Genomic DNA, 13,922 nt, shown 5'->3' with positions numbered 1-13,922 from the left:
GATGTTATTTCTCTTCAAGTAACGCTTTAACGGGTTTGAAACTCTTACGATAACAATCTAACACACCAAATTCAGCAATGGCTTCAAAATGTGCTTTTGTGGGGTAACCTTTGTGACCGGCAAAGTTATACTGCGGATAGGCCTCGTGCAGCGTCAGCATATCACTGTCTCGCTCAACTTTAGCAATAATAGATGCTGCAGAAATTTCAGCATGTAAGCTATCGCCTTTTACCACGGCTTCAGCATTGTAACGCCATTGTGGAACACGGTTGCCATCTACACGCACAAAGTCAGGAGTAACAGCTAAACCATCCACCGCGCGGGTCATGGCAAGCATAGTTGCGTGAAGAATATTAAGCTCGTCAATCTCTTCGGGACTTGCGCGCCCAATGTGCCAATACAAGGCTTTTTCTTTAATCTCAGCGGCAAGGGCTGTACGCTTTTTTTCACTCAGCTTTTTTGAGTCGGTTAGCCCTTCAATAGGGTTGGCTGGGTCTAGTATTACGGCAGCGGTAACAACATCACCCACTAATGGGCCACGCCCAACTTCGTCTACTCCGGCAATTAAATTATGCAAACAATTCCTCCACGACGGCTTTTGCAGCTGTTTTATCAGCATTGCATTTTAGCGTATGGTGGAGGTCGGTGAAACGGGAAATAAGGGCTGAATTGTCACTTTCGAAGAAGTTAAGAAGTTGACTGCTCATATTATCGGCATTCACTTCTTCTTGTAGTAGTTCGGGAATAATCGCTTCGTTTGCCAATAAATTAGGCAAGGTAAAGAAGGGGGCTTTGTATAAGCGCTGCATGATTTTATAGGTAAGTGGCGCAAGCTTGTACGCTGCAACCATTGGCCTTTTACACAGCATTGCTTCAAGTGTAGCGGTGCCCGACGCCAATAAGATAGCGTCGCTGGCTATCATGGCATCTCGCGCTGTTCCCTGAGTTACTGTGATAGGCAAACGCTGCTCTGCATTGTTGGTATCTTTAAGTAGACTCTGAATTTGCTCAAGACGATGTACGTTTGCCGCAGGAATAACAAAATGAATGTCAGGCCGCTGCTTATGAATAAGCTCAATAGTGTCGAGAAAAACGGGAAGTAAGGTATCAACTTCGCCTCGTCTAGAGCCAGGCAACACAGCTAATACTCTACTGTCTTGGTCAAGTCCAAGGGCTAAACGTGAAGCGCTTTGGTCGGGTTCAAGGGCGATAGAATCAGCCATTGTGTGACCCACAAAGGTGTAAGGTACATTGTATTTGTCGTACACCTGCTGTTCAAAAGGAAACAGGCCTAATACGCGATTAGCGGCTTTTGCGATTTTGTGGATACGCTTTTCACGCCACGCCCAAACGGTGGGACTAACGTAATGCATCGTTTTAATACCCTTAGCCTTCAGTGCCTTTTCAACACGCAGATTAAAGTCGGGGGCATCAATACCTACAAAAATATCTGGGGGGGTTTTCTCAAAATGTGCAAGAAGCTGCTTTTTTACTTTTAGAATGGAGGGAAGATGAGACAGTACTTCAACCAATCCCATCACCGATAAAGTTTCCATATCAAATAAACTATGAAAACCTTGCTCAATCATATGCTGACCACCAATACCTTCGATAATTGCATCAGGGTATTGACGTTTTAATTCAGCCACCATGCCGGCTGCAAGAACATCGCCAGAGGGCTCTCCGGCAACCATGCCGATTCTTAATGGCTTTGTCATGACTAGCGGATAATGCCTCGCTCTGCATTTTTCAAGAAGGTTACCATGCGTTCAACGCCTGGATATTGAGCTGCAGGCTCAGCAAGCTTTGCTAGCGCTTCATCAATAGTATTGCCTTCACGATAAATCGCTTTGTAAGCGCGTTTTATAGCCATCACTTCATCTTTAGCAAAGCCGCGACGCTTTAACCCTTCCGAGTTAATACCCTGCGGAATATTTTTCTGGCCACTTACCATTACGAATGGTGGTACATCGCGAAGAATAATGCCGCCTGCGCCCAAGAAGGCGTGCGCGCCAATTTTACAAAACTGATGAATGCCAACAGCACCGCCCACAATAACGAAATCGTCCATGTGAACATGGCCTGCTACCGCAACATTGTTGGCAATAATAATATCGTCGCCCAACACACAGTCGTGTGCAATATGTGCATTAGCCATGAATAAGCCCCTAGAGCCTATAATGGTAATGCTATTGTCTTGAACAGTACCTCGATGCACAGTGACACCTTCACGAAACTCATTATCATCACCGATAACCAGCTCGGTAGGTTCGCCCGCGTATTTCTTGTCTTGGCAATCTTCACCAATAGAAGAAAATTGATAAAACTTGTTATTTTTACCGATACGCGTGGGGCCGCGCACCACCACATGTGATTTCAGTATACAACCGTCGCCAATGGTGACGTTGTCGTCTACCACACAAAATGGGCCTATGGTGACGTTGTCACCAATGATTGCAGTTTCAGAAACTACAGCAGAAGGATGGATCACGTTATGCTATCTCTCTCATCGCACACATAAATTCTGCACTGCATGCTATGTCGCCATCGACGCTTGCAGTACCTTTAAATTTCCAAATCCCTCTGCGTTCTTTCACCAAAGCCACGTCAAACTCTAAGCGGTCACCCGGCACAACCGGACGCTTGAAGCGCGCATTATCAATCCCTGCATATAAATATAGCTTATCGTTCTTTCCCATGGTTTTAAAACCTAGCACACCCGCAGCCTGTGCCATCGCTTCTAGGATAAGCACACCAGGAAAGATAGGCTGTTCAGGAAAGTGGCCCATAAAGCAAGGTTCATTAATAGTAATGTTTTTATATGCCTTGATAGACTCACCCAGCACATAATCCGTTACACGATCAACCAACAGAAATGGATACCTATGAGGTAACAACGCCAAAATTTCTTGAATTTCGATGGTATTGAGTGAATTGGTCAAAAACTTTCTCCTATGTACAAGCATGACCTACAACTGATTTATGGTCAAACTCGCCGTGAAAACTGAAAACGGCGGCAACCATACGCTGTTAAGCGTGAAAAACAAATCAGACCAACACCTTTTGGGTGTTGGTCTGACAAAATAGTTTTTGTACTACCAACCTTGGTAGAAGATTAGTTTGCTTTGCTAACCTGATTTAGTACTTGCTCAGACAGGTCATGCTCTTCTTTAGCAAAAGCAACCGCGCCTGCATTAAGTACTACGTCGTAGCCTTGCTTCGCTGCAACGGTATCAATAGCTTGCTTGATAAGACCAAGAAGCTTGTTACGCTCTTCGTTACTACGACGTTGAATGTTCTGCTGTAAAGGCTGGCCTTTCTTAGAAAGCTCTTCACGAACTGTAAGAATTTTTTGCTCTAGCTCTTTTTTCTCAGCATCGCTCATTGTTGCAGCATCACGCTGAAGGCGCTCTGCATAGAACTGACCGTCGCGCTGAAGTTGATTTACTTCTTCAAGCTGGTCTTTAAATTCAGCCTGAATGGCATTTTGGATTTCAGCAGCCTGAGGCATTGCCTGAAAAATGCCTTGCACATCGACTACGGCAATTTTCTGCTCCGCCATTACAGACGTACTTACTAAAGCGCTACCCAACATTGCACCTGCAACGATATGTTTAACCAACTGTTTCAAAAGGAACTCCTTTTTGCGTCTTTTATTATGAGGCGCGTTTTTCTTGCGCCCATCTTAATGTTTAGAAAGTTTGACCGATATTGAAGGTAAAGAATCGTGCGTCGTCACCTTCTCGCTCTGTAATTATTTTAGAGAAACTAAATACCATAGGCCCCATCGGTGAAACCCACTGAACAGAGACACCTGCCGAGCTACGATACAGACTCCAGTCAGAATAGTCCAACAGCTCATCGCCGAAGCGCTGATTTGGATTAACCTCAAGCTGACTATAACGGTCGAAATCAAACTCAGTATCCCATACGTTACCGATGTCCACAAACAAACTTGTACGAACTGAGTTATCCATTTCTTCTTCAACGAATGGCGTCGGTACAATTAACTCTACACCACCAAGTGCCATCGCGTTACCACCAAGGCTTCGCTGAGACCATGATACGAGTGCGTTGTTAGGGTCGCCAGGGAACACTTCGCCATCAGGGCCGGTTACACCGCCTGTTGTAGCTAGTGAAACGCCTCGCGGACCTACCGTGTTGTTTTCAAAGCCACGTAGTGAATCTGCACCACCAGCAGTAAAGTTTTCAGTGAACGGAAGGATTTGCTCGTTACCGTTAATATCACCGTAACCGTTACCGTAACCTAAACGAATTCGAGTAAGTAATGACCAACGTTGATTACGTGTTAACGGGAAGTACCACTTACCGTCGAATACGCTTTTGAAGTAATTAACGTCAGAGTTTGGTGTAGTGATGCTAAATGAAGCACGCTGCGTTGAACCCGCAGTTGGGAACAAACCGCGGTTTAGCGTTGAACGACTCCAGCTAACACTTGCTAGAAAACTGCTATAGCTGATAGCTGCATCAGGATCTGCACCATTGGTGAATTGGTTATAAAAACGCTCTGTTTGCTCGAAGAACCCCCTATTGAAAAGTTCTACGTCGCTGTACGTTAGACCAAAGTTGATTCGGTTGAATTCGTTAATTGGATAACCAATGTTGGCGCCCAAAGAATAACGCTTCGAGTTGTACTGAATAACGTTAAAGTCGGAACCATCGAATTCACTGTATCCAATTGAACCACCCAAGCTGATGCCATCAATGGTAAAGAATGGATCGTTGTACGTTGCCTGGATCGATTGTTGGAACGCGGTTGTATTCAAGTTAATACCAACTCGTTTACCGGTTCCAAGAAAGTTGTCTTGCTGAATACCCGCTTGCAGGCTTAATCGCGTTCTATCACCATAGCCGATACCAGCATTGAACGAGCCAGATGGCTGCTCTTTTACGCTGAAGTTAACATCAACTTTGTCTTCAGAACCAGGAATTCGAATCGTTTCAAACTCCACTTCTTCCATATAAGTTAAACGAGACAACTGGTTTTTTGAAGACTCAAGAAGACCGTTAGATAACCATGTGCCTTCCATTTGACTAACGTTCTGACGAAGCACTTCATCTGCCGTTACTACGTTTCCGTTAAACTTGATACGGTTAACATAGATACGCTTACCTGGGTCTACCGATAGCGTAAGCTTTACCGTTTTATCTTCATCGTTAATATCCGGCACTGTCGTTACCGTTGGGTATGCATATCCAAATCGACCAAGATATTTACTGATAAACTCTTCGGTGTACGTCACTTCCGCTTGGTTATAAAGCTCGCCAGACGTAAGCGGCAACACACGTTCTATATATTCTTCGTGACCCAGAACATCACCCACCAACTCAACTTCAGAGATAGTGTACTGTTCACCTTCTGACACGTTCATCGCAATATAAATGCCTGACTTCTCGGGTGTCATTGACACTTGAGTAGAGTCAACATTAAAGCGCAGATAACCTCTATCTAAATAGAAATTACGTAACGTTTCCATGTCACCTTGCAATGTTTGCTGCTGGTAACGGGTTTCTGAAAGGAAATCCCACCATGGCGTGTCGTACTGAAGCTCAAAAGCCTCCATAAGCTCAGCGTCAGAGAAAAGATTATTACCAACAATATTGATCTGCTCAATTGCTGCCGCATCACCTTCTTCAAACAGAAGTTTAAGATCAACACGATTACGTGGTAATGGCGTAATAATTGCCGTTACATCGGCGTTGTATTTACCGATGCTGTAGAAGAAATCTTTTAAGCCATTTTCGATTGACGTTAATACGGTTTTATCAAGCGGCTCACCCAGTCTTACACCATTGCCATCTAGGCTCTCTTGAAGCTGTTCATCTTTGATGTCGTCATTGCCTTCAAAGATGATATTACTGATGGTCGGGCGCTCAGCTACGCGAACAACTAGCGTATTGCCATCACGTAGAATTTCTACGTTCTCAAAGTGAGTAGATGAGTAAAGCGAACGAATAAGTTGCGTTACCCTAAATGTATTTAGCTCGTCGCCAACTTGTACGGGCAAGTATGTTAACGCTGCACCAAGTGCAACACGTTGCAAGCCTTCTACACGAATATCTTCAACAACGAACTCACTGTCTTGCGCCGCAGCATTGGCAAAGCTAGCACTGGAAAGAATGGCTCCGGCTGCTACTAACTGTTTTAACTTCATCTATTTTTCTTTTCCTGGCCGCGTTTTTATATTTACTGTTTTGTACTTCCTGATTTCAATCAGGTTATGCGAGCAATATCGTTAATAATAGCGATACCCATAATCGTAAACAGAAGCACGCCACCTATTCTGTATCCCCACTCCTGAACCGCCTCGGGCACAGGTTTGCCAGTGATCAACTCTGCGGTATAAAACATCAGATGACCACCATCAAGCATGGGCAAGGGTAATAAATTTATAATGCCTAAATTCACGCTAATTAAGGCTAGAAAACTCAAGAAATAGGCAAGCCCGTAACCAGCACTTGTTCCCGCTCCTTGAGCTATTGAGATAGGCCCGCTTAAGTTCTTCACCGATACATCGCCGGTTACTAGCTTTCCTATCATCTCGACACTAAGTGTCATAAGACGCCATGTTTTATCAAGCGCCTTTGTTATTGCCTCTATAATGCCATATTGATGTGTAAACACATACCCCTGTGGCCAAGGCTCAAACGTTGGGCTTACGCCAAGATAACCACTTTGCCCTTGTGGCGTATCACGGCGCGCTATCGTGGCACGTAGCGTTTGTAGTTGTCCATCCCTTTCAACATCTAATGCAATTGTTTGCCCAGGGTTGTCTACAATGTAATCAACCAGTGCATTCCACGATGCTAATGCGTTACCGTCTAACGCGACTAACTTGTCTCCAGGTTGAAGACCTGCTTGCGCTGCAGCACTCCCCTCTCCAACAAATCCTACTGTTAGTGTTGGGTCAGGTCTAAACGGTGTAAGCCCCAAGCTGCTTAATGGAGACTCGATATCTGGGTCAAAGTTCCAACCATTCAATGTAAATGTCAGCTCTTTTTCGACATTTGATGAATTTTTAACCGTTACTACCGCAGTTTCACTGCCTATGTTAGAAACCACCTCTAGATTAACGGCTTCCCAATCAGGTGTGCTTCGACTGCCTACTTTAATAATTTCATCGCCAGGCTGAATACCCGCAAGTGCTGCAATGCTTTGAGGTTCAACGTCTTTTACTACAGGCTTTACGGTTTCAAGACCTACCAAATACATTAGCCACAACGCAAAAAAGGCAAAGACAAAATTAACACCTGGCCCAGCAGCAATAATTGCCATACGCTGCAACACGGGCTTATTGTTAAATGCCTTGTCCGCTTTGTCAGCCGGCACGTCGTCAATACGTTCATCCAACATGCGAACATAGCCACCTAGTGGGATCATAGCGATCACGTATTCCGTACCCGACTTACTTAACTTGCGCCATATGGGCTTTCCAAAACCAATTGAAAATCTCTCAACCTGAACACCGCAGCGACGCGCTATGTAGAAGTGCCCCCACTCATGAACAGCAACTAAAATACCAAGGGCAATAATGAAAGCGCCCAAACTCCAAAAGAATGCTAGCACTGGAATTTACCTCGAATGATTTCGTTAGCTTTCGTTCTTGCTAATGCGTCTTGCTCGACGATTTGTTGTATTGAATTTACAGACACCGATGCCATAGCATTTAATGTGGCGTCGTTCACATCTGCGATATCACAAAACTGAATATTGCCTAACAGAAAGTGCTCTACCGCCACTTCATTAGCCGCGTTTAAACGCGTTGTAGCACATTGACCTTCGCGACAAGCATCAATAGCCAACTTAAGGTTTGGGTAGCGCTCAAAACATGGGGTTTGAAATGTGAAGTCAGAAACCGCTGCAAAGTCGAGCGGCGAAACGCCAGCATCGATACGCTCTGGATAAGCCAAGCCATGCGCAATGGGCGTGCGCATATCTGGGTTCCCCATCTGCGCAATCACAGAACCATCAACGTATTGAACCATCGAGTGAATAATACTTTGAGGATGAATAACCACATCGATATCATCTGCACCCGCGCCAAACAGCCAGCATGCTTCAATAAACTCAAGCCCTTTGTTCATCATAGTGGCAGAGTCGATAGTAATTTTTCTTCCCATGGACCAATTTGGATGAGTGCTCGCCTCATCAATAGTTATGGCCTTGAAGGTGTCGAGAGCACGAGAGCGAAAAGGTCCACCAGATCCCGTCAGCAGAATTTTATGTATACCTGACGAGGCAAAGTCGCCATATTGATAGTCATGCGGTAAGCACTGGAAAATAGCGTTATGTTCGCTGTCTATAGGAAGTAGCGTGGCACCACTTTGGTTGGCGGCTTCAATAAAGAGCGCGCCGGACATGACAAGGGCTTCCTTGTTGGCTAACAGTACCCGTTTACCTGCTTTCACGGCTGCAAGGGTTGGTAATAACCCAGCCGCTCCAACAATGGCCGCCATAACAGAATCGACTTCAGGCGCACTAGCTACATCTTCAAGTGCCTGTTGGCCACACAATACTTCTGCAGCAACCCCCATTTGCTTAGCGATGTCACAAGCGTCTTGATAAAGCGATTCATCGGCAACCACAACATAGCGAGGTGCAAATTTAAGCGCCTGTTCCATCAAAAGTGTAAGCTGTGAGTTCCCTGTTATCGCGAAAACGCGATACTTTTCAGGGTGTCGACTTATAACGTCTAGTGTATTACAACCAATGGAGCCTGTGGCTCCTAACACTGTTACTGTTTGCATTACGCCATCCACGTTACATAGCAAAACGCGAAAACAGGGAATGCCGCAGTTAAGCTGTCAATACGGTCTAAAACGCCACCGTGACCTGGAAGGATCTTACCGCTGTCTTTAATTCCTGCACAACGCTTAAGCATGCTTTCATTCAAATCGCCAAGCGCTGACACAGCAACTGTGACGCCACCAATGGCAAGGTGCAACCAAATGCGTGAAGGTTCAACCTGATAGTGCAAAGCAGCAAACGCAATAATAGCAAAAGAAGCGGCAATACCGCCAAGAAGCCCTTCTAGGCTTTTTCCTGGTGATACATTAGGACGTAGTTTGTGGCGACCAAATTTAACGCCTACAAAAAACGCACCTATATCAGCAGCCCAAACTATACCCAGCACGTAAAACATCAGTGACGCGCCATAGAAAGGGTCAACATCATGTAAACTAGTACGCAGCGCAACAACCGCCACCCATGTTGGAATAAGTGTTAACGCACCAAAAATAGTTCTTACACTTTTACTATCTCGCCAAAATTTTGAGTACTTTGGATAAGCAAGCACCATAAATAAAGACGCTATCCACCAGAAAACAGAGAGCGTTAAAATGGCGCGATAAAGGCCGTGCAACTGGCCTTGATACCATATGGTTTCAGCATCGACAATGAACGAGAGTAAAATACAGAAGAGAAAGGCGCCAGCCATGTAGAGAAGCTTTTTAGGTCGTTCGCAAACACCTGACATATTTGCCCATTCATAGGCACCAATACCTACAACGCCAGCAATGGCAATTTCGAACCAAAAAATGGGGAGAAATAAAATAGCGTAAAGCGCCAACGGCGCAAGAATTAATGCAGTTATTATTCGTTGTTTTAGCATAGTTTGCCCTTGGCTAGTGTTACCAGGGCAAGCCTGATAATTGCCTGCATGGTCTTAACCATCGGCTTTGACAACCTGTTCACCGGTAAGGCCGAATCGGCGTTGGCGAACTTTGAAATCGTCTACGGCTTGTTGAAACACGTCTTCGTTGAAGTCGGGCCATAGTACGTCGGTAAAATAGAGTTCGGCGTACGCACATTGCCACAACAAGAAATTGCTGATGCGATGTTCACCACCGGTTCGGATGAGAAGATCGAGTTCTGGCAACTCGGCTGTAGACGTAAACGAGTTAAACAACTCTTCGTTTATGTCAGCCTCTTTGACTTCGCCCGTTTTCACTTGTGCGGCAAGCTGCTTAGCTGCATTTACGATATCCCAACGGCCGCCGTAATTTGCTGCAATGTTCAGCACAAGTTCGCTGTTGTCCTTCGTCATTTCTTCTACTTTGTGAATTTTTTCGACAAGTTTTGCATCGAAACCATTCACATCGCCAATGACTTTTAATCGCACGCCGTTCTTATTTAGCTTTTTGGCTTCACTGTTTAACACTAGGTTGAACAGCTCCATCAATACACTAACCTCCTCTTCTGGGCGCTTCCAGTTTTCACTAGAGAAAGCAAACAGCGTTAGCGATTCAATATTGTTTTGACGCGCGAAGCGAACTACTGCGCGCACAGAATCAACACCGGCCTTATGGCCAAATGTACGAATTTTCCCTTTCTTTTGCGCCCAACGACCGTTGCCATCCATGATAATAGCAACGTGCTTAGGGCCAGCAGCTTCCGCTGGCGCCTTCGCTTCGGTTGGTTTGGTCGCGTTAAACAACTTTCCAATCATACTAATTACTTATACTTCCATTAACTCTTTTTCTTTGTCAGCAAGCATGCTGTCAACTTTCTTAATGAACTCGTTAGTAATTGATTGGATGTTTTCTTCAGCGGCACGACTCTCGTCTTCACTGATTTCTTTTTCTTTCAGCAGGTCTTTTACATCACCATTGGCATCACGGCGAATGTTACGGATTGCAACGCGACCGCCTTCTGCTTCATTACGTACAACGCGAATTAGGTCTTTACGACGCTCTTCGGTAAGTGGAGGAAGTGGGATGCGAATTGAACCACCTGCACTCATCGGGTTAAGACCCAAGTCAGATTGCATGATGGCCTTTTCAACTGCTTGAATAGCGCTTTTATCAAATACAGTTAGCGCTAGTGTGCGGCTGTCTTCAGCAACTACGTTAGCAACCTGCTTTAGCGGAGTATCAACACCATAATAAGGCACCATAATGCCGTCTAGAAGGCTTGGGTGCGCACGACCCGTACGAATTTTGCTGAATTGGCCCTTAAGTGAAACTAGGCTCTTTTCCATACGCTCTTGCGCATCTAATTCAATTTCATCAATCACGATTTGTATCCTATTGTTCTTAATTAACCGTTGTCAGTGTGGCGGATAACAGTGCCTTCTTTTTCACCCATCACTACACGCTTAAGACAACCTGGCTTGTTCATGTTGAATACACGAATAGGTAAGCTGTGGTCGCGTGCAAGAGTAAACGCTGACAAGTCCATTACTTTTAATTCTTTTTCCAACACTTCTTGGTATGACAGTTCATCATACAATGTTGCTTCTGGGTTTTTAACAGGGTCATCGCTGTATACGCCGTCTACTTTTGTTGCTTTAAGCACCGCGTCAGCTTCAATTTCGATACCGCGCAAACATGCGGCAGAGTCTGTCGTAAAGAAAGGATTACCTGTGCCTGCAGAAAAAATAACAACACGGCCTGATTTAAGAAGGCTTATAGCTTCTGCCCAATTGTAAGCATCACAAACGCCGTTAAGTGGAATAGCAGACATCATTCGTGCATTAACGAACGCTCTATGAAGCGCATCGCGCATCGCTAAGCCGTTCATTACGGTTGCAAGCATACCCATATGATCGCCCACTACACGGTTCATACCAGCTTTTGCTAGACCTTCACCGCGGAATAAGTTACCACCACCAATAACAAGACCAACTTGAACACCAAGTTCAACCAACTCTTTGATCTCTTGCGCCATTCTATCAAGCACTTTAGGGTCTATGCCAAAGCCTTCTTCACCCATAAGGGCTTCACCGCTAAGTTTTAACAGAATGCGACGGTATGCTGATTTTGGTGTGATACTCATAATTTGGAATGTCCTCGTAAACCCAGTTTGTCCTATATTCTCTCAAAATATTGCGTTAGAAAACATAGGACAAGCCGTTTTAAAAGCCTTGTTACTACTGTTGCACAAGATTAGCTTTACATTGATATAAAGCAATGGCAACAATAATGATAGACAGCTATAAAAAAGCACCTCCGAAGAGGTGCTTTGTAGTTTATCTAACTATTGCGTTATGCAAAAGATAAACGCTCAATTATTTCTTAGCAGCTTCCATTTGAGCAGCTACTTCAGCAGCGAAGTCTTCAGTCTTCTTCTCGATGCCTTCACCAACTTCGAAACGTACGAAGTTGATTACGTCTGCGCTGTTGTTCTTAAGAAGTTCAGCAACAGAGATTGAAGGGTCTTTAACGAAAGGTTGACCAGTCAAGCTCACTTCACCAGTGAACTTCTTCATGCGGCCTGCAACCATTTTCTCAGCGATATCAGCTGGCTTACCAGACTGGATAGCGATTTCGATTTGGATTTCTTTCTCTTTCTCAACAACTTCTGCCGGAACGTTTTCAGGCTTAACAAATTGCGGGCTTGCAGCTGCAACGTGCATTGCAACGTCTTTAGCTAACTCGTCGTCACCACCAGTAAGGATAGAGATAACGCCGATACGACCGCCGTGGATGTAAGCACCTAGTGTGTCACCTTCAACGTTGATAACACGACGTGGAGAGATGTTTTCACCAATTTTAGCAACTAGCGCATCACGTACTTCGCTAACTTTAGCGCCGTTCATTTCAGCGTCGTTAAGAGCTTCAATATCGTTGATGTTGTTAGCTGCCGCTACTTCTAGAAGCTCGTTACCGAACTTAAGGAAGCCTTCGTCACGTGCAACGAAATCAGTTTCACAGTTAAGTTCAAGCATAGTCGCACGACCCGCTTCAACTTTAGTAAGGATTACACCTTCAGCTGCGATACGACCAGCTTTTTTAGCTGCTTTCGCTTGACCTGATTTACGCATGTTTTCAATGGCTAGCTCAATGTCACCATCCGTTTCAACCAGGGCTTTTTTACAATCCAGCATACCTGCGCCAGTACGCTCGCGCAGTTCTTTAACTAGTGCTGCAGTCACTGCCATTTTTCAATTCCTCAGCATTAAATATAAAATTCGTTAGGTAAAAGGGGCGATATCGCCCCTCTCAATACGGTTCGTATTGTAGTACCGTCATATTATCTACATATGACAGTCAGCAATCAGAATTACTCTGCTGCTTCTACGAAGTCGTCTTGCTCAGCTTGTACTTCAAGGTTGCTTTCGCGACCTGAGTTGATAGCGTTTGCAGCTGCATCCAAGTAAAGTTGGATAGCACGGATAGCATCGTCGTTACCAGGGATGATGTAATCAACACCGTCTGGGTTAGAGTTAGTATCAACTACACCAACAACAGGAATACCTAGGTTACGCGCTTCAGTGATAGCAATGTGCTCGTGATCTGCGTCGATAACAAAGATTGCGTCTGGTAGACCGCCCATATCTTTGATACCACCAAGGCTGTTTTCAAGCTTGTCCATTTCACGCTGTAGCATTAGCGCTTCTTTTTTAGTTAGCTTTTCAAACGTACCGTCTTGGCTTTGTTGCTCAAGGTCTTTAAGACGCTTGATTGACTGACGTACTGTTTTCCAGTTAGTCAACATACCACCTAACCAACGCTTGTTTACGTAGTACTGGTCGCACTTAAGAGCAGCTTCTTTAACTGCTTCGCCAGCTGCGCGCTTAGTACCAACGAAAAGGATTTTACCTTTCTTAGACGCAACACCTGAAAGGTAGTTAAGTGCGTTGTTGAAAAGTGGAACCGTTTTTTCAAGGTTGATGATGTGAACTTTGTTACGTGCGCCGAAGATGAAAGGCTTCATCTTTGGGTTCCAGTAACGAGTTTGGTGACCGAAATGCACACCGGCTTTCAGCATGTCACGCATAGAAACATTAGCCATTTTATTTTCCTCTTGGGGTTAGGCCTCCATATACCCCTTGTATCGATCCAGACCAACCTAGATTGAGCTGAACACCCCGATACGAAGTGACGGTATATGTGTGTTTTAATAAAATAAATTTACCCTCAAAAACGGCGCCTTTCGCTTGGTGTAAACACTAAGAAAA

Annotated in this window: 14 protein-coding genes; all 14 read right to left on the bottom strand. The window is 44.8% G+C overall.

Annotated elements, in window-relative coordinates:
• Positions 1 to 4: 4 nt before the first annotated feature.
• Positions 5 to 577: a ribonuclease HII gene (gene rnhB / locus V7R35_RS00915; protein WP_334012694.1), complete on the bottom strand. Its 573-nt coding sequence runs from the start codon at positions 575 to 577 to the stop codon at positions 5 to 7.
• On the bottom strand, positions 570 to 1,718 hold the full coding sequence (gene lpxB / locus V7R35_RS00910; protein WP_334012693.1) for a lipid-A-disaccharide synthase: 1,149 nt from the start codon (positions 1,716 to 1,718) through the stop codon (positions 570 to 572). The genes rnhB and lpxB overlap by 8 nt, the downstream gene beginning before the upstream one ends.
• A 2-nt stretch (positions 1,719 to 1,720) precedes the next feature.
• Entirely contained in the window at positions 1,721 to 2,491 is a 771-nt protein-coding gene (lpxA, locus tag V7R35_RS00905) for an acyl-ACP--UDP-N-acetylglucosamine O-acyltransferase (protein ID WP_334012691.1), read from the bottom strand.
• 1 nt (position 2,492) lies between these two features.
• Complete coding sequence (fabZ, locus tag V7R35_RS00900; RefSeq protein ID WP_334012690.1) at positions 2,493 to 2,942, bottom strand: 3-hydroxyacyl-ACP dehydratase FabZ; 450 nt, start codon at positions 2,940 to 2,942, stop codon at positions 2,493 to 2,495.
• A gap of 173 nt (positions 2,943 to 3,115) precedes the next feature.
• Complete coding sequence (locus V7R35_RS00895; RefSeq protein ID WP_334012689.1) at positions 3,116 to 3,631, bottom strand: OmpH family outer membrane protein; 516 nt, start codon at positions 3,629 to 3,631, stop codon at positions 3,116 to 3,118.
• Positions 3,632 to 3,692: 61 nt separating this feature from the next.
• Positions 3,693 to 6,176, bottom strand: coding sequence for an outer membrane protein assembly factor BamA (gene bamA / locus V7R35_RS00890; protein ID WP_334012688.1), 2,484 nt, complete (start codon positions 6,174 to 6,176; stop codon positions 3,693 to 3,695).
• A 59-nt stretch (positions 6,177 to 6,235) separates the two neighbouring features.
• Positions 6,236 to 7,588 carry a sigma E protease regulator RseP gene (gene rseP / locus V7R35_RS00885; RefSeq protein WP_334012686.1) on the bottom strand — a complete coding sequence of 451 codons (1,353 nt, stop codon included), beginning with the start codon at positions 7,586 to 7,588 and terminating at the stop codon, positions 6,236 to 6,238.
• Complete coding sequence (gene ispC, locus V7R35_RS00880; protein ID WP_334012684.1) at positions 7,582 to 8,769, bottom strand: 1-deoxy-D-xylulose-5-phosphate reductoisomerase; 1,188 nt, start codon at positions 8,767 to 8,769, stop codon at positions 7,582 to 7,584. Before ispC ends, rseP begins: the two co-directional genes overlap by 7 nt.
• The gene (locus V7R35_RS00875; protein ID WP_334012683.1) at positions 8,769 to 9,632 is read right to left on the bottom strand and encodes a phosphatidate cytidylyltransferase; all 864 of its coding nucleotides are present in this window, start codon (positions 9,630 to 9,632) and stop codon (positions 8,769 to 8,771) included. Before V7R35_RS00875 ends, ispC begins: the two co-directional genes overlap by 1 nt.
• Before the next feature lie 54 nt (positions 9,633 to 9,686).
• On the bottom strand, positions 9,687 to 10,469 hold the full coding sequence (gene uppS / locus V7R35_RS00870; RefSeq protein ID WP_334012682.1) for a polyprenyl diphosphate synthase: 783 nt from the start codon (positions 10,467 to 10,469) through the stop codon (positions 9,687 to 9,689).
• Between the two features lie 9 nt (positions 10,470 to 10,478).
• Entirely contained in the window at positions 10,479 to 11,036 is a 558-nt protein-coding gene (frr, locus tag V7R35_RS00865) for a ribosome recycling factor (RefSeq protein WP_334012681.1), read from the bottom strand.
• Between the two features lie 23 nt (positions 11,037 to 11,059).
• Positions 11,060 to 11,797 carry a UMP kinase gene (gene pyrH / locus V7R35_RS00860; protein WP_334012679.1) on the bottom strand — a complete coding sequence of 246 codons (738 nt, stop codon included), beginning with the start codon at positions 11,795 to 11,797 and terminating at the stop codon, positions 11,060 to 11,062.
• A 232-nt stretch (positions 11,798 to 12,029) separates the two neighbouring features.
• Positions 12,030 to 12,902, bottom strand: a complete 873-nt coding sequence (gene tsf / locus V7R35_RS00855; RefSeq protein WP_334012677.1) for a translation elongation factor Ts — start codon at positions 12,900 to 12,902, stop codon at positions 12,030 to 12,032.
• A 122-nt stretch (positions 12,903 to 13,024) separates the two neighbouring features.
• Complete coding sequence (gene rpsB, locus V7R35_RS00850) at positions 13,025 to 13,756, bottom strand: 30S ribosomal protein S2 (protein WP_159623661.1); 732 nt, start codon at positions 13,754 to 13,756, stop codon at positions 13,025 to 13,027.
• Positions 13,757 to 13,922 lie beyond the last annotated feature (166 nt).

Origin of the sequence: Alteromonas sp. S167, from assembly GCF_036864375.1 — a bacterium.
Lineage (GTDB): Bacteria > Pseudomonadota > Gammaproteobacteria > Enterobacterales > Alteromonadaceae > Alteromonas.
This window is presented reverse-complemented; position numbering and strand designations above follow the sequence as displayed.